The organism is Alcanivorax limicola, from assembly GCF_019931215.1.
Taxonomy (GTDB): Bacteria; Pseudomonadota; Gammaproteobacteria; order Pseudomonadales; family Alcanivoracaceae; genus Isoalcanivorax; species Isoalcanivorax limicola.
Genome location: NZ_JAIOUB010000002.1, coordinates 464,787 through 486,093, shown reverse-complemented (window position 1 = coordinate 486,093; position 21,307 = coordinate 464,787). Strand labels below are relative to the sequence as shown.

Genomic DNA, 21,307 nt, shown 5'->3' with positions numbered 1-21,307 from the left:
GCGCGGCTCAGGCGAGCCCGCTTTCCTGACCATCGCCTGCACCGTAACCTGAACGATAGTCGGGGTGAGTCAGCGCATAATGCCCTTGCGCCAGATACTGGCTGCGCAAACGCTTGCCCGGCACGTTCTCCGGCACCGCCAGATCCAGCGGCTGCCCCATCTGCTCCCCCAGCCAGTTCAGCACCTCATAATTGACCACCGGCGCCTGATCGGTACCGATCACCACCGCCGGCGGGGCGTCATTGGCCAGCCAACGCTGGCCCAGGTGATGCAGCAAACCAATGCAATCCGCGCTGTGAATCCGGTTGCCATACACCGGCGCCGGCGGCGCCTCGCCCTCGGCAATCCGCTCGACCATACGCAACAACCGCGCTCGACCCGGGCCGTAAATGCCGGAGAAACGCACGCTGGTGGACAGGCCACGCACGGAGATTTCTTCCTCCGCCGCCAGCATGATGCGGCCATTGAAGCGTGACGGTGTCGGCGGCGTGTCTTCATCCACCCAACCTTCCTGATCCCCGTATACCGCTGTGCTCGACACAAAGATCACCGGCGGCAAAGGCTGCTGCGCCGCCAGCGCTGCCAGCAGGCGCAGCGGCGCCGTGATATAGGCGCTGTGGTATCCGGCCTCATCGCGGCCGGACGGTGTCATGATGATATACAGCAGATCCACCGGGTCCGGCGGCAACAGTACCGGGTCTGCCGCCAGATCCTGGGCATACAGATCGACCCCGGCAGGGCTTTCCTGACGTCGCCGGATACCGCTGACCTGCGCACCCTGATCCAGCCAGCGCCGGGCCAGCCCGGTACCCAGATCGCCCAGCCCTGCCACCAGCACATGCGCCATATCTGCTCCTGAGATTACGAAAACAACTATTGATTTACACTGACCAATAGCTACTATTGATCATCAGAACGTGATCAAACTATCTGTTCAGCCAGGCAAACGGGATTGTCATGACATTAACAGAACTGCGCTACCTGGTGGCGCTCGCACGGGAAAAACATTTCGGTCGCGCAGCGGACGCCTGCCACGTCAGTCAGCCGACACTGAGCGCGGCGATTCGCAAGCTCGAGGAACACCTCGGGCTGAGTCTGTTCGAACGCCGCCCCCGGGAAGTCCGCGTCACCGTCGACGCCGAGCCGATCATTGCCCAGGCCCAGCGCGTGCTGGAGCAAGTGGAGCTGCTGGAGCAACTGGCCGATACCCAGCGCGACCAGTTGGGCGCGCCACTGCGCGTCGGCGCCATCTTCACCGTGGCCCCGTACCTGTTCCCGGAAATGGTCCCCAAGGTGCGCAAGGGCGCGCCGGACATGCCGCTGTTTATCGAAGAAAACTACACCCATGTGCTGCGCGGCAAACTCGACCGCGGCGAGCTGGACGCCATCATTGTGGCGCTGCCTTTTTCCGGCGGCGGGCTGGTACGGGCAAAGATGTACGAGGAATCCTTTTCCGTGTTGCTGCCCGCAGGCCATCCGTGGGAAAAGCAAAAGGCCATCCGCCCGGAACAGCTGCTGGAAGAAACCCTGCTGCTGCTCGGCGAAGGCCACTGCTTCCGCGATCAGGTACTCGAGCTGTGCCCGGCCATTGATTCTGAAAAACAGAAACACCTGGTACAGATCGAAGGCGGCTCCCTGGAAACCCTGCGCCACATGGTGGCCGGCGGCCTGGGCATCACCATCCTGCCGGATTCGGCCCTGCGTCACAGCGGCTACCGGGAAAACGCCTTCTCCGTGCGGCCGTTCATCAAGCCGGCGCCGACCCGCACCATCGCGCTGGTGTGGCGCGACAGCTTCCCGCGCCCCAAAGCCATCGAAGTCCTGCGCCAGGCCGTGCCGCGCCTTGGCCTGACCAGTCGCTCCGACGCCGCCTGAGGCCGCCGCCCCGTGAGTGAGCTTGCCGCACGCAGCCTCAGCGGCCTCAAGGGCGTCGGCCCGCGCGGCGCCGAGCGGCTGGCCAAACTCGGCCTGCATAACGTCGAAGACCTGCTGTTTCATCTGCCGTTTCGCTACGAAGACCGCACACAGATTCAGCCCATCGGCCGCCTGCGTCCCGAAACCCATGTGGTGATCGAGGGCGAGGTACTGGCCGCCGATATCGTCTTCGGCCGCCGCCGCAGCCTGTTGTGCAAGGTGGGCGACGGCACCGGCATGGTGGCGCTGCGCTTCTTTCATTTTACTGCCGCACAGAAAAACAATCTGGAGCGCGGCACACAGGTGCGCATCTACGGCGAAGTGCGCGCCGGCGGCACCGGGCTCGAGTTCTATCACCCCGAATATGAGATCGCCAACGGCGGCGTACTGCCACCCCTGGACAAGCGCCTGACCCCGGTTTACCCGACCACCGAAGGCGTGCACCAGAAAACCCTGCGCAATCTGATGCAGCAGGCCCTGGCCCTGCTGGAACGTTACCCGCCCCGGGACCTGCTGCCGAAAGCACTGCTGGATGACGCCAGCCTGCCGACTCTGCGCGAGGCCCTGCTGAAACTCCACGCCCCGAACCCGGACGACCCGGTGGACATGCTGCTCACCGGCAGCCACCCGGCTGTGCAGCGGCTGGTGATGGAAGAAATGGTTGCCCACCAGCTGGGCATGCTCAGCCGCCGCGCCGGGCAAAAAACCCACAGCGCGCCGGTCTTTACCGACGACGCGCTAGTGGCAAAGCTGCGCGCTGGCTTGCCGTTTCAGCTGACCGGCGCCCAGCAGCGGGTCATCCAGGAAATTGCCGCTGACCTGGCGATTCCCTCACCCATGTTGCGACTCGTGCAAGGCGATGTGGGCAGCGGCAAGACCCTGGTGGCGGCCGCCGCCGCGCTGATGGCCATTCGGGCGGGCTATCAGGTGGCACTGATGGCCCCCACCGAACTGCTGGCCGAACAGCATCTGGCCAATTTCCGCCACTGGCTCTCACCCCTGGGCATCGACGTGCATTGGTTGACCGGCAGCCTGACCCCGAAAGCCCGGCGCGATACGCAAGCGCTGTTGGCAGGCGGTGAGGCGGCCATGGTGGTGGGCACCCATGCGCTGTTCCAGGACGCCGTAGCCTTCCATCGGCTGGGCCTGACGATCATCGACGAACAGCACCGCTTTGGCGTGCACCAACGCCTGGCGTTGCGGGAAAAAGGCCGCCAGGACACGCAGATTCCGCATCAGCTGGTGCTCACCGCCACACCCATTCCCCGCACCCTGGCGATGAGCCTGTACGGCGATCTCGACACCTCGGTGATTGATGAGCTGCCGCCGGGACGCCAGACCATCGACACGCTGGCCCTGCCCGCCAGTCGCAGACCGGCGGTGATCGAGCGCGTCCATGCCGCCGCCAAGCAGGGCACTCAGGCCTATTGGGTCTGCACGCTGATTGAAGAGTCCGACGCCCTGCAAGCACAAGCGGCCGAGGCAACCTGGGCCAGCCTCAAGGAGGCCTTGCCGGATGTGGACGTGGAGCTGGTACACGGTCGCATGAAAGCCAAGGACAAGGCCGCCCGCATGGCGCGCTTCGCCAGCGGCGAGGCCCAGTTGCTGGTGGCCACCACCGTCATCGAAGTCGGCGTGGACGTGCCCAACGCCACCCTGATGGTGATGGAAAATGCCGAACGCCTGGGCTTGTCGCAGCTGCACCAGCTGCGCGGCCGGGTCGGGCGCGGTGGCAACAAGAGCTACTGCGTGCTGCTGTACCAGACCCCGCTATCGCACACCGCCAAACGCCGCCTGGCCGTCATGCGCGAGACCGGCGACGGCTTCCGCATTGCCGAAGAAGACCTGCGCCTGCGCGGCCCCGGCGAATGGCTGGGCACCCGCCAGACCGGCGACCTGGCCTTCCGCATTGCCGATCTGATGCGCGACGAAGCCCTGATGGCGCCCGCCCGCGACATGGCCGAGCAAGTGCTGGCCGATCACCCCGCCAGCGCCGATGCACTGATCCACCGCTGGCTCAAGGGCGCCGAAGGCTACGCCGACATTTAGGGCTGACGTCTGATTGGCCCTGCCCCGTGAAAACCGGCATCATTGCGGTCGCTTTCACACGTCTGTTGCCAGGAGAAAAACCATGTCCCGCCAGTTTCCCGGCGTTGATCCCGACGGTCTGCTCGAGTATTCCGTGGTCTTCAACGACCGCTCCCTGAACCACATGTCCCAGACTTTCCAGCAGGTGATGCGGGATATTTCCAGCAACCTGAAGGACGTGTACAAGGCCGCAGGCGTGGTGGTGGTGCCCGGTGGCGGCACCTACGGTATGGAAGCGGTAGCGCGGCAGTTCGCCAATGACGCCAACTGCCTGGTGGTGCGCAACGGCTGGTTCAGCTACCGCTGGAGCCAGATCTTCGACATGGGCAACATCCCCGCCGAGGAAACCGTGCTCAAGGCGCGCCAGACCTCCGCCGATGCCAGGGCACCGTTCGCCCCGGCGCCCATCGACGAGGTGGTGGCCAGCATCCACGCCACCAAGCCGGATCTGGTCTTTGCGCCCCACGTGGAAACCTCCGCCGGCCTGCTGCTGCCGGACGACTATATCCGCGCCATGGCAGATGCCGTGCACGCAGTGGGTGGCCTGTTGGTGCTCGACTGCATCGCCTCCGGCACCCTGTGGGTGGATATGCAGGCCACCGGCGTGGACGTGTTGATCAGCGCCCCGCAAAAAGGCTGGAGCGCCTCGCCCTGCAGCGCCCTGGTGATGCTCAGCGAGACCGCGCTGGCGCGCATCGACGGCACCACCAGCAGCAGCTTCGCCTGCGACCTGAAAAAATGGCTGCAGATCATGCAGGCCTATGAAAACGGCGGCCACGCCTATCACGCCACCATGCCCACCGACGCCCTGACCCGGTTCCGCGACAGCATGCTGGAAACCCGCGCACTGGGCCTGGACAAGATAGCCGAAGCCCAGCGCACTCTTGGTCGCCAGGTGCGCGCCATGCTGGCAGAGCAGGGCTTTTCCAGCGTGGCCGCGCCCGGCTTTGAAGCCCCCGGCGTGGTGGTCTGCTACACCGACGACGACGCCATCCACACCGGCAAGGCCTTCCTGAGCCGGGGCCTGCAAACCGCCGCCGGTGTCCCGCTGATGTGCGACGAGCCGGCTGGCTTCAAGACCTTCCGCGTCGGCCTGTTCGGTCTCGACAAGCTCAACGATATCGACGGCACTGTGCGACGTCTGAGCGAGGCGCTGAAGCAGCTGTCATGACACAGCTGCCCCGCCGGGCTCAGAGCAACTGAATGATCTGGTGGTACAGGGGAATACCGACCATCACATTGAACGGGAAGGTCACCCCCAGGGCCGCCAGCATGGCCAGGCCGATGTCCGCCTCCGGAATCGCGCCGCGCACGGCGGTCGGCGCTGCGATGTAGGACGCACTGGCCGTCAGGCTCGCAAGAATCAGCACCGATCCCGGCGACAGGCCCAGCCAGTGGCCAACCAGAATGCCCGGTATCGCCAACAGCATTGGCGCCAGCAACGCAAACACCACCAGCCGCACATCGCCCCGGGATAAACGGCTCAGCGTCTCCGACGCCACCAGCCCCATCTCCAGCAGAAACAGCGCCAACACCGCCTTGAACCCCCCGGTAAACAGGTCTGTGACCAGCGCGCCCTGTTGCGGGCCATACATCCAGCCGATCACCACCCCACCCACCAGCAGGATCACGCTCTGGTTGGTAAACGCCTCGCGCCAGAGGGACGCCCCCGAGTGCTGACCCGCCGGCATGGCTTCGCCAGCGCCGGTTGCCACACCCACACCACCGCGACGGTCGCGGAAGTGGCGATACAGCATCATCGCCATCAGGATCGCCGGCAGCTCCAGCAGCACCAGATACAGGGTCACTTCACCGGCCACTTCCAGCTGCTGGGTTTCCGCAAACGCCAGCGCCACCGCAAAGGTTCCGGCGCTGACCGAACCATAATGCGCGGTCAGGCTGGCACTGTTGGCCAGACTCAGACCCACCACCCGCGTCAGAATCGGGAACAGCAGCAGTGGCAACGTCAGCCCCAACAACAGCACGCCCAGCAGTTGCGGCACCAGAATCCAGGTGAGATTGCCATGCAGCGCCATACCACCCTTGAGACCAATGGTCAGCATCAGCAACAGACTGAGAATATCGTAGGCGGCTTTTGGAATACTCAGATCAGACCGTGCCAGCCCGGCCACCAGACCCAGCACGAAAAACATCACGACAATATCCGGCATGCCCCTTTCCCACGCTCCACCGACAGGGCGCCCATGATGCCGTCAGTCAACGATTCGCGCCACCCCGGCAGTGGCACTGGCACTGGCGCACCATTGGCCTACGGCGCAAAAAACTTTCGTAAAAGGGTGCAGTGATGCGCGCCGGCCGGGCGCGGACTCCCCTATGATGACGCCATGTCGACACGCATCGCCGGTATTGTGAAGCCGCTTGTCCTGCGTCTGGTCGCGCTCGCCGAGCGCTACCCGGGCACGCTCGCCCTGTTCGGCTTCCTGTCCGGGGTGGCCAGCTTCATTCTGGTGGATCGCCAGGCGGAGCTGGCCAAGGTGATTGCGGCGCTGATGCTGGCCAGCTGGATCTGGCTGACGCTGGAGAACCTGCTGCGCGACGGCATCGCCCGCCGCTTCGGTTTTGACCTGCCGCCCGTCGTACTGAAATTCGCCACCCAACTGGTGCACCAGGAAAGCCTGTTCTTTGTGCTGCCGTTTTTCTTTCTCAGTACCACCTGGGCCAGCGGGCAGATCGTGTTCACCGGGTTACTGGCCATCGGTGCGCTGGTGTCCATTGTCGACCCGCTCTACTACAAGTGGCTCAGCAACCGACGCTGGCTGTATCTGGGCTTTCACAGCCTGACGCTGTTTGCCGTGCTGCTTACCGCGCTGCCCATCATCATTCACCTGACCACCTCCCAGAGCTACGCGCTGGCCATCGGCATTACGCTGGTGCTGTCCTTCCCCAGCCTGTCCCAGACTGTGCCCCTGAGACGTTGGTGGCGCGCGCCCCTGCTGGCGCTGATGCTGACCAGCCTGGGCGTCACGCTGTGGGCCGCGCAACTGTGGGTACCGCCCGCAACATTGCGCCTGACCGAGGTGGCCATCACGACGGAAATGGATGGCCCGCAGCGCACCCCGGGAGATCGCATCCGACACATCGACGCCAACGCGTTACAACACGACGGGTTGTTCGCCTACACCGCCGTCAACGCACCACGCGGCCTTAACGAACGCATTTACCATGTCTGGCGGCATGAAGGGCAACAGGTGGACCGGATCGCCCTGGATATTCGCGGCGGCCGCGAAGCCGGCTACCGCGCCTGGACCCGCAAACGCCACTTCCCCGCCGACCCCGTCGGCCGCTGGCAGGTGCAAGTCGTCACCGAAGGCGGCCAACTCCTGGGCATCCTCCGCTTCCAGGTCACCCGGTAGGATGTCCGTAGGGTGTGCTGAGCCGAAGGGCGAAGCGCACCGAAAGGTTCAGAGCACTGCACAAACCAGGGAAGACACGGAAAGTGCCGGTGCGCTTCGCTATGCTCAGCACACCCTACAAGGCACCCTCCGCACACCATGTTGTGAGATCAGGCGATGTTGTTGACGCGTTTGCTGTTGCGGAACAGCTGGTCCATTTCGCCTTCGTAGTAGGCGGCCACGCGGGGGTTCATGACTTTTTTCCACAGCGGCGGGAACAGCGCCAACACGTACATGCTGGCATAGCCACCGGGCAGCTGCGGGCTCTCTTCGTAATGCCGCAGCACCTGATAGCGACGCTTGGCGTAAGCATGGTGATCGCTGTGCCGCTGCAACTGGAACAGCGCCAGATTGGTCAGGAAGTAGTTGGAGTTCCAGCTGTGCGCCGGGGTCACCCGTTCATAGCGGCCATTCTCCAGCACCCGGCGATGCAGCCCGTAGTGCTCGATATAGTTGATCACTTCCAGTGTAAACGCCGCCACAAAACTCTGGCCCAGGAAGAACACGACACCCATCCAGCCGAACAACAGCCCGAACAACACGGCCATGCCCGCAGAAATCCCGTACCACCAGATCAGTTCGTTATGCCGGCTGATCACCTGCTTGCCCTTGCGCTTCAGATACGCGGCTTCCAGCTTCCAGGCGTTGACGAAGTTGTGCGGGAACGCACGCAGCAGAAACGCATAAACGCCCTGATCATAGCGGGACGAGGAGGCATCTTCCGGCGTCGACACCGTCACGTGGTGCCCACGCACATGCTCCACCTTGAAGCCGGCATAAGTCACACTCGCCAGCAACAGGCCACCGGCCCAGTTCTCGATCTTCGGGTCCTTGTGGATCAGCTCGTGCGCCAGATTGATGGCAATCACACCACCCACGGTGCCGATGGACACGATCCAGCCGAGCTGGCCGAGCCAGCTGTAGTCATTGTTGATGAAGACCCAGCCACTGTAGAGCAGCACACCGAACCAGATCGGCACCATCAACAACGTCAGCACACGATAAATGCGCTCCTCCGTCATGGCCGGCACCTGCACTTCTTCGTTCGGGTTCGACGGGTCCTTGCCGACGATGTAATCCAGAATCGGCACGATGCCGAAGATGACGACATAGATGAACCAGGCCCAGTAATCCTGAGTACCGGATTCGCGGCCAATCATGGCACTCATGGGCAGGATCGGCAGCACCGTCAGCCAGAACGCCAGATAACCCCATTTCTTCAATCTGAGTACCCGATCCGGGTCCAAACGCCCTAACATAGGCGACTCCTGCAAGGCTGTTATGATTATTACATCGGCCAATGTAACAATTGATGGTGCCATAGCCATGTGGCCGCTCTGACGCAGCATTCAGGCCCCACAGCCAAGCCGGGGCATCCGGGCCCGTGCAGGCGGGCAACCGTGTCCCTCTTACAGTGAAGGCAACCCCGGAAGGTCACCATGCGCCTCAACATTCTCAGCCTTATCCTGCCCGTCAGCATCCTCGCCAGCGGCTGCGTGCCAGTTGTGGGCGGGCCGTGTGAATACAGTGAGCCGGTCGGTGCCCAGGTCCACGTCGAATCCCTGGACGAGGGTTATACCGTGCTCCGGATTCTGACCATCGAGGGACCGGCCAACGTCGCAGAGGGTGATCTGCTGGCACTACCGCAACCCCGCGACGCCGTCAGCGTCGGCGAACAGCACGCGATCGGTATCCGTTCACGCCTGACCGGCAGCTGCAATCCCATTACCGCGCATTGGGATACCAGGCAGATCAACGGTGAGACAAACTGACGTCCAACCTGAGAGCATCTGACGCGGGCCCTATCGACGCGGGCCCTATCAGAGCAGTCGGTCCGGGGAGAAGCAGCCGTAGCGCATACCCAGGCTGATGGCGTGCAGGTCGTCACCCTGTTTCATCAACGCCCCCTGTCGTTGACCAGAAAAACAACACAGCCCCGGAATGCCGGGTTACGGGCCAGCCGGGCCTCCCATGCGGGGGCCCACTGACCATGCTGAATCAGGCCGACGCGAAAGGGCAATGTCAGCCTCGCCAGAGCCGGGAGATAGGCCGCATAGTCCGGCACCGTGTGCCAGCCCTGATAGGTTTGCACGACCACCTCATCCAGCACACCCTCCAGAGCATTCAGCGTCTCGACGCCACCCGTGCTGGCCCAATCCATCAGGCCGGTAATACTCAACTTGTAGCGCGCGGGCAGCGCGGCACGCACGCGGCGCAGGAAATCTGCATACTCCTCCAGCGCATAGGTCCGCGCATCGAAGTCGATCTGTATGCCTTCGATATCTGTACCGAGACGCTCCCAACGCTGCGCCGCACCCAGCATGGCGCTGACAAAAAACTGCACCTGCTCATCTGTCTGATCAATGGTCTCAGAGCGAAACACCAACCATACCGAGTCGTTGGCCATAGCCGTCGGTAGCGGCCCCAATGGCTGCATCACCGCCTCACCGCGGTGGCGCACACGTTCCCCCTGGAACAGGTAGAGACGTTCGGCCGTCTCCACAACGGCCTGGGGCGCCACGCCCGCCCAAAGCCAGAAGGCCGCGTAACGCTCCGCCTCGACATGCCCGGGAGGCGCATCAGGCGGCGCGCACCCTGCCAACAGGGGGAGGGCACACAGCAACAGGCTCGCCCGACGCCGCTTCACCAGTAGTACTTCTGTCGCTCAGCCCAGACGGTGTCGGCATGCCGGTTCTTCAAACGCGAGAACCAGCGTGCGCGCGTGGCCTGTTCAACTTGCTCACTACCGCACCGGTTGCTGCCACGGAGATAACAATTGATCGCACGATATAATGCGTAAGCCTTGTCGTCTGGCGCGGCATCCTCACGCTCTATGACCGCCATGTACACACTCATGGCGCTACGCGGTGATCCTTCAAACTGATTCGGGAAAGCCCCCGGACTGTGGCCACGAGGACGATGGGTAAAGGGCGAGTCAACCCGGCGAGGATCAATGACATTGGCCAGGCAATTGAGCAGGCGCGGCGCTTGCGGCGTGGCACTCAATTGTTCAGCCAGTGCCAGGGTATCAGGGCAGGGATAATCGTCGTCGGTCATCTCACGGGAATAGCGCCAGTGCGCCCCATCTTCCGGGTTTTCCGGAATGGCACGCGCCGCCAGATACGCCTGATACTGCCCCCGCGACAGATGCTCACGCAGCAAACGGGCCCGCGCAACGCGGCGCTCGACAACGTTATCGCTGTGCGCAATAACCTGTTCAAGGACCTCTGCTGACGCCGTGAAATAGATCGCGGGCAAACGGTAAGACAGCTCCTGCACCGGCGAGTCCGGCGCGAACATCACATTCAGGCGCCCGCCGCCCTCCAACGCTATTGCCAGGCCCAGTTCCGCCGTTGTCGCCCACAGCGGCTCTTCCCGGACAGCTTGCGCCAGCGCCCGCCAATGTTGTTCGGCCTGCGCCCACCGGCTTTCACGATGTAGCGCGATGCCCCGATACATGGCTCTGCTGAAGCCGACCAGATCAAGCGCCTCGAAATCGTCATCGTCCGTTTGCGCAATCACTGTGTCATAGGCCTCCTCTGAAAAAAGATGCCAGGCAAGCACCACCAGGTCGCTCAATGCTTGCGCGTCAGAAAAACCGGCGTAACTTGCCTGCAGGTTTTCCGCAGAGAAGGGCTCCTCCGGCGTGGGCCATGAACGCAGCCCCTGCATCTGCCGCACCATCATGAACACCGGCAGCGGCATCGGCGCCAGCGCGTCCTGATCGGTGAGGTAGCGCAGATCGACTTCACTGACCAGCTCCAGCAGATCCTCAGGCGCCGCGCTGAATAGCGCCTCGGCATAGGCCTCCCCGGCAGCAACCTGATCATCCTGCAGCCAGTAAATGCGACGAAACAGCCCGTTGGCCGACGCGGCGTATTGCCCGTCAGGAAACGCCGCCAGGTATGCGTCGAACAACGCGCGCGTCCGGTCAAGCTCTTCCCTGTCTGCATTCTCACGCTGGAAATACCACTGCTCCATGGCACTTTGCTGAGCAAGATTCAGGCTCGCACGCGCCTGCATGTAGGTTGCCGCTTCTGCCACCCAGGGTGCCGATACCTCTTTCACTCCGGCAAAGGTATCCGCCGCGTCGGCATGCTGTTCGCGATAAAAATACACAGCACCACGCAGGTACTTACTGAACGCCATCGCATTGGCGTTTTCTGAAACGTCAGGCGGCGATATCCCGTCAAGCCGGTTAGTGCAAAGACCGGCCATGTTCAGTCGCGCATGGGCCAGGGCGGTTCGGTCTTCCTCCGGCATATCCGCAGCCTGCAGCGCCTCAAGATAGTCCGCCGACGCGCGATAGCCGTTACTGGCACAAAGCCCCCACAGATAACCATCAAGACGCTCGCGCACTGCGGCCAACTGTTGCGGCGCAACACCGATTGATGCAGCGACCGCCGACAACCTGTCGGATTCCTGCTGCTGCACCTCACGCCACCGAGCATAGGGATGCATACGGAAATCGTGATACACGTACGGCGGCTCTGAGGAGGGCGCATACTCGCTGTCGTCGGTTCCCGCCCCGGAGGCCGGCACACCGTGGTGCGCCCACATCATCATCAACAGGTTGGAACGGCTGTCATTGCCGGGCGACAGGAACGGCAAGATGTAGCCGCCACAAAAAGGGTCTTGCCGATCAATCACCGGATCCGGCGAGCCACAATCACCGCCACCCGCCAGCGCCACGTTGCTCATCAGCAGTATGCCGGGCACCCCCACTGCAACGGCGAGCCGACGCACCTGACGCATTATTCTGTTTTTGTGCACTTTGCTATTCATCACTGGGCCCTCACCCGGCCTTCCCTTGCATTCCCCCGACAGCGTTGCGCCTTGCCGGGCCCGTACCCATACCCAAGCCATACCCAGGCCATCTTAGTTCATCGTGTCATGGGTGATAACTCCAGGTTTGAGGGCAGCCAATCGTCAATCGGTCGCGAATGGCAGGAGGGTCTGCGCTCGCCCACCCTTGCGCATCTACGGAGATGGAAAGAAGAAAATAGCGCGCCAACCCACTGAAAAATATAGGTAAATAACCGATAACTTCAGACTATTGCCGTCTTCAAAAAATATAGCCACCCATATGCAGAAACCGCCGATCTATTTCCCTATAGTCGATAGGTGTTGGTAACGCATTATCGAGCCCCGGAAAGGAGAACGGAGATGAGTGAACAGAATAACGCAGGCAAATGCCCTGTCATGCACGGCGCCATTACGGACACCAGTCGCTCGGTCACGGACTGGTGGCCCAACAGCCTGAACCTGGACATCCTGCATCAGCATGATCGCAAGACCAATCCGATGGACGACGACTTCGACTATCGCAAGGCGGTCGGCAAGCTGGATGTGAAGGCACTGAAAAAAGACCTGACCGACCTGATGACCAGCAGCCAGGACTGGTGGCCGGCAGACTGGGGCCACTACGGCGGCCTGATGATTCGTATGGCCTGGCACGCTGCCGGCTCCTACCGCGTGGCCGATGGCCGTGGGGGCGGCGGCACCGGCAACCAGCGCTTCGCGCCCCTGAACAGCTGGCCCGACAACGGCAACCTGGACAAGGCGCGCCGCCTGCTCTGGCCGATCAAGCAGAAATACGGCAACGCCATCAGCTGGGCCGACCTGATCCTGCTGGCGGGCAACGTCGCCTATGAATCCATGGGCTTCAAGACCTTCGGCTTCTCGTTCGGGCGCGAAGACATCTGGCACCCCGAGAAAGACATTTACTGGGGCTCCGAGAAAGAATGGCTGGCCCCCAGCACCGCCGGCGAAAACAGCCGCTATGACGGCGACCGCGAGTCCCTCGAGAACCCGCTGGCCGCCGTGATGATGGGCCTGATTTACGTCAACCCGGAAGGCGTGGACGGCAAGTCCGACCCGCTCAAGACCGCCAAGGACATGCGCGTGACCTTTGAGCGCATGGCCATGAACGACGAAGAAACCGTCGCCCTCACCGCAGGCGGCCACACCGTCGGCAAGGCCCACGGCAACGGCAGCGCCGACAACCTGGGCCCGGAGCCGGAAGGCGCTGACGTCGAGGAACAGGGCCTGGGCTGGAACAACAAGGTCGGCCGCGGCGTAGGCCGCGATGCCGTCACCAGCGGCATCGAAGGCGCCTGGACCACACACCCCACAAAGTGGGACTACGGCTACTTCGACATGCTGTTCGACCATGAATGGGAGCTGACCAAAAGCCCCGCCGGTGCCTCCCAGTGGAAACCGGTCAATATCAAGGAAGAAGACATGCCGGTGGATGTGGAAGACCCGTCCATCCGCTGCATGCCGATGATGACCGATGCCGACATGGCGCTGAAGATGGACCCGGAATACCGCAAGATCGCCGAGCGTTTCCGCAAGGATCCGAAAGCCTTCGATGACGCCTTCGCCCGCGCCTGGTTCAAACTGACGCACCGTGACATGGGCCCGAAAGCCCGCTACATCGGCCCGGAAGTGCCCCAGGAAGACCTGATCTGGCAAGACCCGGTCCCCGCTGGCAAGCAAGACTATGACGTCAACGCGGTGAAGAAACGCATCGCCGACGCTGGCCTGAGCCTGGCGGAAATGGTCTCCACTGCCTGGGACAGCGCCCGCACCTATCGCGGCTCCGACATGCGCGGTGGCGCCAACGGCGCACGCATCCGCCTGGCACCGCAGAAGGACTGGGAAGGCAACGAGCCGAAACGTTTGGCCAAGGTACTGAAAGCCCTCGAACCCATCGCCGCCGACACCGGCGCCAGTATCGCCGACCTGATTGTGCTGGCTGGCAACCTGGGGATCGAGCAAGCCGCCAAAGCGGCCGGCCATGACATCACCGTGCCCTTCTCACCGGGCCGCGGCGATGCCACCGACGCGCAAACCGACGCCGCTTCCTTTGAATATCTGGAACCGCTGTCCGACGGCTACCGTAACTGGCTCAAGAAAGACTACGTGGTGCAGCCCGAGGAAATGCTGCTCGACCGCACCCAACTGCTGGGGCTGAGCGCCAGGGAAATGACCGTGCTCCTGGGCGGCATGCGCGTGCTCGGCACCAACCACGGCGGCACCGCGCACGGGGTTTTCACTGACCGCGTCGGCCAGCTGACCAACGACTTTTTCGTCAACCTGACGGACATGGCGTACAGCTGGGTGCCCACCGGCAAGAACGTCTACGAAATCCGTGACCGGAAAAGCGGCAAGGCGCGCTGGACCGCCACACGGGTCGACCTGGTGTTCGGCTCCAACTCGGTACTGCGCAGCTACGCCGAGGTGTATGCCCAGAACGACAGCCAGGCGAAATTCGTGAAGGACTTCGTGGCCGTCTGGACCAAGGTGATGAACGCAGATCGCTTTGATCTGGCCTGAACCCGCACACGTGACACACTGAACGTGTGCTAACCGGCCGCGGCGGGTGATTATCCGCCGCGGCTTTTTTATGCTCGCCGTTTACCGCGTTGCTTCCAGTGTCTCCCGCAAATGCGCCAGGCTTTCCTCATCCCAGCCGTCCGGCGCCATCAGGGCATGCCACGCGGTAATATAATCCGCCATGGAATACTCATGCCCGTAGCCACGCGGTGCATCGCCGGCCCAGATATCCGCCAGCACTTGCAGCCCCGTGACGACCGGGAACCAGCGCAACGCGGGAGACACATCCGGCCCGCGCGGGTCGTTGAGCCATTCCGGGCTGCGCCAGAAAATATCCGGGCTGAAGAAGGTCACCGGATCACTGGCATATTGCAGATAGGCAATGCGATACGCTCCCCATTCCGCATCGCCACGCTCCAGCCCGCCATCCTGATTCATGAAGCGGATCACCGAGCCATCACGAAAACGCGGCAGCCATGCCGGCGAACTGGACCGGCGCTGCGCGGTGAGATCACGCCACACTTCGCTGCGGAACGGCGGGCCACTCCACAGGGCGCCGTGGAACGGATCACCGATGATGTCGTGGGCGTCAAATGCCCGGCTGCTGTTCAGCGCGCCCAGGCTCAGGCCATACAGATACAGGTCCGGCCGCTCGTCGCGGGGCAGGGTGCGCCAGTGGCCGTACACCGCCTGAAACAGCGCTTGCGCTGACTGTTTGCCGTATTCGCTCTCCACCAGCAGCGCAAGAAAACTCGGCAAGTACGAATACTGCGCCGTCACCGAGGCCACATCACCGCGCAACAGGTACTCCGCCGAAAGCTGCGCCACAGGATCCACCCAGCCAGTGCCCGTGGGCGTCACCAGCAACAGGGTAGAGCGCTCGAACGCACCGACACGCTGCATCTCCTGCACCGCCAGCGCCGCGCGCTCCTCCGGCGTCTCTGCCGCACCCAGGCCCACATAAACGCGAATCGGGTCCTGTTCCAGCCCGTCACCAGACGGCGTACCGGCGATATAGTCCCGACCACGCTGGCCCAGATCTTCCCAACTGATCAACGACGCGTCACTGCCGGTGCGCTGCGGATCAGCCGGCGGCGACTGCTCCGGCTGCACCGTGATATGCCAGTTGTGATAACTGGTATCCGCCCCACGCAACGCCATGGAAAACAGCACCCCGTTGCCCACCGACCAGAACAACATGAACGCCAGGACCAAACCCACGCCATGGGCAATACGCGGCGGAATCACCCGCCGCAACTGTCTCGCGATCACCCCGAATACCAGTCGGAACAACCGCGCCACACACAGCAGCCCCACAAACAGCACCACCGTAATCAGCCCGATACCAAAGGGCCGCACACCAGCATCCTCGGGCATGCCCATGAACCCGCGCAAATCGTTCTGCCACCCCGCTGCGCGCCATAAAAACACCATCGCCACCAGCACACACAACGCTGCCGTGCCCACCCGAAACCAGAGCGCCACACGCCCACGCAACTGCGGAATACCCAACCAGCCCCAAAGCCACAACGCCCCCACACCCAGCGCATAGCCTGCTGTAAACGACAGTCCGGAGATCAACCCCTGCGCCATAAAGGGCCGGGGCACCAGGCTGGGGGTAAGGGAAAATGCGAAAAACAGGGTGGCCACGGTAAGGCCAGTGGTGCATAGCGGGCGAAGCATAGGCACATCCGTTTGCGATGAAAGTTTGCCAATCAATGTGAAATCCAGATCATTTGTGCCGCGCCTGCGACTCACCCCTTCTGCACTGACAACATCGACAGGGCGCCACCTTCGCTCCCCGTCACCGGGAACCGGACCGGCTCGCCGGGCAGGCTGGCGCCGAGCACATACAGCAACGGCAGATAATGCTCAGGGGTGGGCACCGCCAGCAATGCGTCATCACCAAAGCGCGCATAGTCTGCCAGCGCTCCATGGTCCTCCCGCAGCAACGCCGCCCGCACCTGCTCCTCGAAACGCTGGCCCCAATCAAACATCGGCGTGTCCGGCTGCTGCCAGGCATAGCGGCCCAGGTTATGCACGATATTGCCACTGCCCACGATCAGTACGCCCTCGTCCCGCAGCGGCCGCAACTGCTCTGCCAGCGCCAGGTGAAACGCCGCCGGCTGACGATCATCCATACTCAGCTGAACCACGGGAATATCCGCCTCTGGAAACAGATGAATCAGCACCGACCAAGTGCCGTGGTCCAACCCCCATTGCTGATCCAGCACCACCGGCTGCGGCGCCAGCAGCCCCTGCACCTGCCCGGCCAGCGCCGCGTCCCCCGGCGCCGGATAACGGATGTCGAAGAGTGCCTGCGGGAAGCCCCCGAAGTCATGAATGGTGCGCGGCTGCGGCATCGCCGTGACGGCAATGCCGGGCACATACCAGTGCGCCGACACCACCAGGATCGCCCGCGGACGAGGCAAGGCCTTACCCAGTGCCGTCCAGCCACGGGTGAAGGCGTTGTCCGCCAACGCATTGAGCGGATTGCCGTGACCGAGGAAGAGTGTGGGCATGCGTTGCGTCATAAAAAGCACCTCCGCCTGCACTATAGCGTATCCCCACGACTTGTTGCGGAGGGGAGACCTTGATGCCGTGCGTTGCTAAATCGTTTCGTTTTGAGCCGTTTTGTTTTGAGCAGATTCCGGCTGAGCAAAATACACCAGCATCCACAAATGCCGATGCTCATCCACAGTCAGCACCTGATGCTCAAAGTGCGACGTCTGGCCGTCGTGGTCCAGCAACGTGCCGATCCCTTGCATGTAAGTGCCCACTGCCGGCGCCTCCCACCAGCGCCGGAAATCCGGCGACACCGCTTTCAGTTCATCGACCAGGCCGAGCAGGGCAGGGTCGTCCGGTGCCATGGCCAGATCGCAGCGGAACTGCGTCAGTATCCTCGGCGCCTCACTGTGCCAGGCCGGCAACCGGCGACGCAGGTCCGGATCGGCAAACAGCATGCGCAGCAGATTGCGCCCCTCCCTGTCCCGCGCCGCAAAATCGAATAACGCATCCGCCGCCGCGTTCCAGGCGATCACATCCCAACGCATGTTGATCACGTAGGCCGGGCGCGCCACCAGATCATCCATCAGCCACTGCACCCGGGGCGGAATCGCCTGCCACTGATAGCCCTCCGACGGCGGCGGCCGCTGGTGCGCCAGCAAGAACAGGTGGCAACACTCGGCATCGTCCAGCTTCAGCGCCCGGGACACATTGAGCAGGAACGCCTCGGACACACTGATATCCCGCCCCTGTTCAAACCAGGTGTACCAGGTCAGCCCGACACCCGCGAGCGTCGCCACTTCTTCCCGGCGCAGGCCCGGTGTGCGACGGCGGCCCGTCACCGGCAAGCCCACGTCTGCAGGCGTCAGCTTGTTGCGGTGGAACAGCAGGAAGTCGGTCAGCTCACTGCGCGTGCGCGCCAGCGTGCGTTCAGCCCTGGGTTGAGTCCTGGGTTGCGCCATAAGCGTTCAGCCTGTTGCCGTTAGTAATAGGATAAATGCCTATATTGTAACCCTATAAATTCAACCACAGAATGCGGCCATTGTCTGCCCGGCGCTCAACCGCGCACCACCCATGGAGATGACATGGCAACGCAATCGTCCTGCACCACCTATACCACGTCGGGCACCCAACCCCGTCTTGCCGACGCCCGCACCTGGGCTGGGCTGGCTGTGCTGGCGCTGCCCACGTTCCTGCTTGGCCTGGATGTGACACTGCTGTATCTGGCCTTGCCCGCCATCGCCGCCGACCTGCAACCCAGCAGCACCCAGGCACTGTGGATCATGGATATTTACGGCTTCATGATTGCCGGCTTCCTGATCACCATGGGCACCCTCGGCGACCGCATCGGACGACGGCGGCTGCTGATGATCGGCGCCACCGCCTTCGGTGCCGCCTCGATTCTGGCCGCCTTCGCCCCCAGCGCCGGCACGCTGATTGCTGCCCGCGCCGCCCTCGGCCTGGCGGGCGCCACGCTGATGCCCTCGACTCTGGCCCTGATCAGCAACCTGTTCCCCGACGCCCGCCAGCGTGGCCTCGCCATCGGTGTCTGGGCCACCATGTTCGCCCTGGGCATGGCCGCCGGCCCGGTGGTTGGGGGCGTCTTGCTGTCCTACTTCTGGTGGGGCGCCGCCTTCCTGGCCGCCGTGCCGGTCATTGCGCTGCTGCTGATCCTGGCCCCGCGCCTGCTGCCGGAATACCGCGCCGCAGACAGCGGCCCCCTCGACCTGTTCAGCGTGCTGCTGTCACTGGCCGCCATCCTGCCCGCCATCTACGGCATCAAGGAACTCGCCAAAGCCGGCCTCGCCGCCGGCCCCCTGCTGGCACTGGTCATCGGCGCACTGTGTACCCTGTGGTTTGTGCGCCGCCAACAACAGCTGACCAGCCCGCTGCTGGACATGCGCCTGTTCGTCAGCCGCACCTTTACCGCCGCCTTGCTCGTGCTGCTGGTGGGATTGATTGGCGTCTCCGGCGTCATGCTGCTGGTAACGCAATACCTGCAGCTGGTGGCCGAACTGTCCCCGCTGGCCGCCGGCCTGTGGATGGGCCCACCCGCCCTGATGATGGTCGCCGCCGGCATCACCGCCCCTTTGATCGCCCGGCGCATTCGCCCCGGTTATGTCGTGGCTGGCGCACTGCTGCTGTCCACCGGCGGCTACCTGCTGCTGGCCCGCCTGGGCGTCGGCGCCAGCGTGTTTCCCTCCGACATCAGCCAGGCCATCGCCGGATTTTCTCTGGTGTATCTGGGGCTGGGCACCATCGCCGCACTGGGCACCGACCTGGTGGTCGGCGCCGCCCCACCCGAACGCGCCGGCTCTGCCTCCGCCATGTCAGAGATGGTGCAGGAGTTGGGCGTGGCACTGGGCGTTGCCTTGCTCGGCAGCCTGGCCAGCGTGTTGTATCGCACCCGCATGACCGACGCGCTCATGGCAGACAGCAGCGCCATGCAAAACGCAGCCAGCAACGCCATGCAAGACAGCCTCTGGGCCGCCAACGGCGTGGCCAGCGACTTGCCCACCGGCGCACTGGACACCGCGCGTGAGGCCTTTGTCCAAGGGCTGAATACCACAGCCGCCATCAGCGGCGCCTGCATTCTTGCCCTGGCGGTGCTGGCGGCGGTGTCGTTGGGGCATGTGCGCAGCCCGCAGTAACGATACAATCGCGCCCATGCAATCTTCCCTGTTCCCTGACAGCGCCGACATACCCGGCACGCCCGGCGGCGCGGTGCGCCCGGCCCGGCCCGGCATGCTGCCGCATTGCAGGACCTTGCGGCGAGCCTGCCCGCCGGGCTCCATCTGGGCACTTCGTCGTGGCATTACCCCGGCTGGGCCACGCTGGTGTGGGACAAGGTGTACAGCGAAGCGCAGCTCTCCCGTGACGGCTTGCCGGCCTATGCCACGCACCCGTTGTTCAGGACCGTGGGGGTAGATCGCGGCTTTTACACGCCCCTGACCCGCGAGCAGTACGCCGACCATGCCGCCCAGGTGCCGGACGATTTTCGTTTCGTGGTCAAAGCGCCCGCGCAGGTTACGGACGCGCTGTTACGCGGCGCCGGCGGCAAAGGGCAGGAGACCAACCCCCTGTTTCTGGACCCGGCCACGGCCGTGGAGACATTTGTGGCGCCGGCCCTGGCGGGGCTGGGGCCTAAGTCAGGCGCTCTGGTCTTTCAGATCAGCCCGCTGCCGCCCGCCTGGCGCGGCGAAATCGCCGGGCTGATCCAGGCCCTGCATCGCCTGCTGCGCAGCCTGCCGGATCTGACCGCCAGCGCCCCCGATGCCGTGGTGGCTGTCGAAGTACGCGACCCGGAATGGCTGACTCCCGACTTCACCGCCGCCCTGAAAGACACCGGCGCCACCTACTGCCTGGGCCTGCACCCGAAGATGCCGCCCATCGACGAGCAACTGCCGATCCTGCGCGCCCTGTGGCCGGGGCCACTGGTGTGTCGCTGGAACGTCAACCCGATCCACGGCGCCTATGGTTACGAACAGGCGCGGGAAAAATATGCACCCTTCGACAAAATGCAGGACCCGGACCTGGCCACGCGTAACGCCCTGGCGAAAGTGATTGCCGGCACGGTGAGGGGAGGGCAGAAGGCGTTTGTGACGTTGAGTAATAAGGCGGAGGGGAGTGCGCCGTTGTCGGTGCTGGCATTGGCGGAGGCAATTGCTGGGACGGCTCGATAGGCTGGCGTCAGCCCATCGGGTGCTTCTTCTGATGCTCCCGCGCCTCACAATCTGAGGCGGCAAGCTCTGCCGCGCTCCGCTTACTGCCCAGGGATGTGATTTTGCTCAGGAGTACCTGGCGGTGCTCTTGTAGCGCCGGATTGGGGGTAGGGGATTTCAGGTGTCTGTCGAGGTCGGCAAGCTGCTGTTTGAAGGCGACGATCTCGCCGTCCAGGGTATGTACCTTGTCCCAATACTTCCCGCATTTACTCATCGCTTTTCCCTCAGCTGATTTTTGTTGTGGCGAATACTCACGCCCCTGATCTTCTTCCCATCCGCAGAATTGATCAAACCCATATATTTAATGAGATTCATTATCATTTA

At 63.4% G+C, this 21,307-nt stretch carries 17 protein-coding genes; 8 read left to right on the top strand and 9 right to left on the bottom strand.

Features of this window, described 5'->3' with window-relative positions; genetic code table 11:
- Nucleotides 1-7: 7 nt before the first annotated feature.
- Nucleotides 8-847 carry an NAD-dependent epimerase/dehydratase family protein gene (locus tag K8B33_RS08115; protein ID WP_223425451.1) on the bottom strand — a complete coding sequence of 280 codons (840 nt, stop codon included), beginning with the start codon at nucleotides 845-847 and terminating at the stop codon, nucleotides 8-10.
- 110 nt (nucleotides 848-957) lie between these two features.
- Here K8B33_RS08115 and K8B33_RS08110 point away from each other — a divergent pair, with 110 nt between their 5' ends.
- From K8B33_RS08110 to K8B33_RS08100, 3 genes are all read left to right on the top strand, one after another.
- Complete coding sequence (locus K8B33_RS08110; RefSeq protein ID WP_223425449.1) at nucleotides 958-1,875, top strand: LysR substrate-binding domain-containing protein; 918 nt, start codon at nucleotides 958-960, stop codon at nucleotides 1,873-1,875.
- Between the two features lie 12 nt (nucleotides 1,876-1,887).
- Nucleotides 1,888-3,963 carry an ATP-dependent DNA helicase RecG gene (gene recG / locus K8B33_RS08105; protein WP_223425446.1) on the top strand — a complete coding sequence of 692 codons (2,076 nt, stop codon included), beginning with the start codon at nucleotides 1,888-1,890 and terminating at the stop codon, nucleotides 3,961-3,963.
- An 82-nt stretch (nucleotides 3,964-4,045) separates the two neighbouring features.
- A complete protein-coding gene (locus K8B33_RS08100) occupies nucleotides 4,046-5,173 on the top strand; it encodes an aminotransferase class V-fold PLP-dependent enzyme (RefSeq protein WP_223425444.1) in 1,128 nt (375 codons plus the stop codon).
- A gap of 19 nt (nucleotides 5,174-5,192) precedes the next feature.
- On the opposite strand, the gene K8B33_RS08095 is transcribed toward K8B33_RS08100, so the two are convergent.
- Nucleotides 5,193-6,173 carry a sodium-dependent bicarbonate transport family permease gene (locus K8B33_RS08095; protein WP_223425441.1) on the bottom strand — a complete coding sequence of 327 codons (981 nt, stop codon included), beginning with the start codon at nucleotides 6,171-6,173 and terminating at the stop codon, nucleotides 5,193-5,195.
- A gap of 174 nt (nucleotides 6,174-6,347) precedes the next feature.
- Here K8B33_RS08095 and K8B33_RS08090 point away from each other — a divergent pair, with 174 nt between their 5' ends.
- On the top strand, nucleotides 6,348-7,376 hold the full coding sequence (locus tag K8B33_RS08090) for a DUF5924 family protein (RefSeq protein WP_223425438.1): 1,029 nt from the start codon (nucleotides 6,348-6,350) through the stop codon (nucleotides 7,374-7,376).
- A 149-nt stretch (nucleotides 7,377-7,525) separates the two neighbouring features.
- On the opposite strand, the gene K8B33_RS08085 is transcribed toward K8B33_RS08090, so the two are convergent.
- Nucleotides 7,526-8,674 (bottom strand): alkane 1-monooxygenase, encoded by a 1,149-nt coding sequence (locus K8B33_RS08085; RefSeq protein ID WP_223425436.1) that lies wholly within the window; start codon nucleotides 8,672-8,674, stop codon nucleotides 7,526-7,528.
- Nucleotides 8,675-8,854: 180 nt separating this feature from the next.
- Between K8B33_RS08085 and K8B33_RS08080 the strand changes: the two genes are divergently transcribed.
- Complete coding sequence (locus tag K8B33_RS08080) at nucleotides 8,855-9,187, top strand: hypothetical protein (RefSeq protein WP_223425434.1); 333 nt, start codon at nucleotides 8,855-8,857, stop codon at nucleotides 9,185-9,187.
- A gap of 125 nt (nucleotides 9,188-9,312) precedes the next feature.
- On the opposite strand, the gene K8B33_RS16210 is transcribed toward K8B33_RS08080, so the two are convergent.
- Nucleotides 9,313-10,062 (bottom strand): DUF3142 domain-containing protein, encoded by a 750-nt coding sequence (locus K8B33_RS16210; protein WP_223425432.1) that lies wholly within the window; start codon nucleotides 10,060-10,062, stop codon nucleotides 9,313-9,315.
- Complete coding sequence (locus tag K8B33_RS08070) at nucleotides 10,059-12,170, bottom strand: hypothetical protein (RefSeq protein ID WP_223425430.1); 2,112 nt, start codon at nucleotides 12,168-12,170, stop codon at nucleotides 10,059-10,061. Before K8B33_RS08070 ends, K8B33_RS16210 begins: the two co-directional genes overlap by 4 nt.
- A 411-nt stretch (nucleotides 12,171-12,581) precedes the next feature.
- Here K8B33_RS08070 and katG point away from each other — a divergent pair, with 411 nt between their 5' ends.
- A complete protein-coding gene (gene katG, locus K8B33_RS08065) occupies nucleotides 12,582-14,756 on the top strand; it encodes a catalase/peroxidase HPI (RefSeq protein WP_223425428.1) in 2,175 nt (724 codons plus the stop codon).
- 81 nt (nucleotides 14,757-14,837) lie between these two features.
- On the opposite strand, the gene K8B33_RS08060 is transcribed toward katG, so the two are convergent.
- The 3 genes from K8B33_RS08060 to K8B33_RS08050 form a co-directional block, all read right to left on the bottom strand.
- On the bottom strand, nucleotides 14,838-16,439 hold the full coding sequence (locus K8B33_RS08060) for an alpha/beta hydrolase (protein ID WP_223425426.1): 1,602 nt from the start codon (nucleotides 16,437-16,439) through the stop codon (nucleotides 14,838-14,840).
- 71 nt (nucleotides 16,440-16,510) lie between these two features.
- On the bottom strand, nucleotides 16,511-17,290 hold the full coding sequence (ygiD, locus tag K8B33_RS08055; protein ID WP_223425423.1) for a 4,5-DOPA-extradiol-dioxygenase: 780 nt from the start codon (nucleotides 17,288-17,290) through the stop codon (nucleotides 16,511-16,513).
- Nucleotides 17,291-17,365: 75 nt separating this feature from the next.
- Nucleotides 17,366-18,223: a helix-turn-helix transcriptional regulator gene (locus K8B33_RS08050; RefSeq protein ID WP_223425421.1), complete on the bottom strand. Its 858-nt coding sequence runs from the start codon at nucleotides 18,221-18,223 to the stop codon at nucleotides 17,366-17,368.
- 123 nt (nucleotides 18,224-18,346) lie between these two features.
- Between K8B33_RS08050 and K8B33_RS08045 the strand changes: the two genes are divergently transcribed.
- A complete protein-coding gene (locus tag K8B33_RS08045; RefSeq protein ID WP_223425419.1) occupies nucleotides 18,347-19,912 on the top strand; it encodes an MFS transporter in 1,566 nt (521 codons plus the stop codon).
- 105 nt (nucleotides 19,913-20,017) lie between these two features.
- Nucleotides 20,018-20,944, top strand: a complete 927-nt coding sequence (locus tag K8B33_RS08040; protein ID WP_223425416.1) for a DUF72 domain-containing protein — start codon at nucleotides 20,018-20,020, stop codon at nucleotides 20,942-20,944.
- A gap of 7 nt (nucleotides 20,945-20,951) precedes the next feature.
- Here K8B33_RS08040 and K8B33_RS08035 read toward each other — a convergent pair whose 3' ends face one another.
- On the bottom strand, nucleotides 20,952-21,197 hold the full coding sequence (locus tag K8B33_RS08035; RefSeq protein WP_223425414.1) for a hypothetical protein: 246 nt from the start codon (nucleotides 21,195-21,197) through the stop codon (nucleotides 20,952-20,954).
- Between the last annotated feature and the right edge of the window lie 110 nt (nucleotides 21,198-21,307).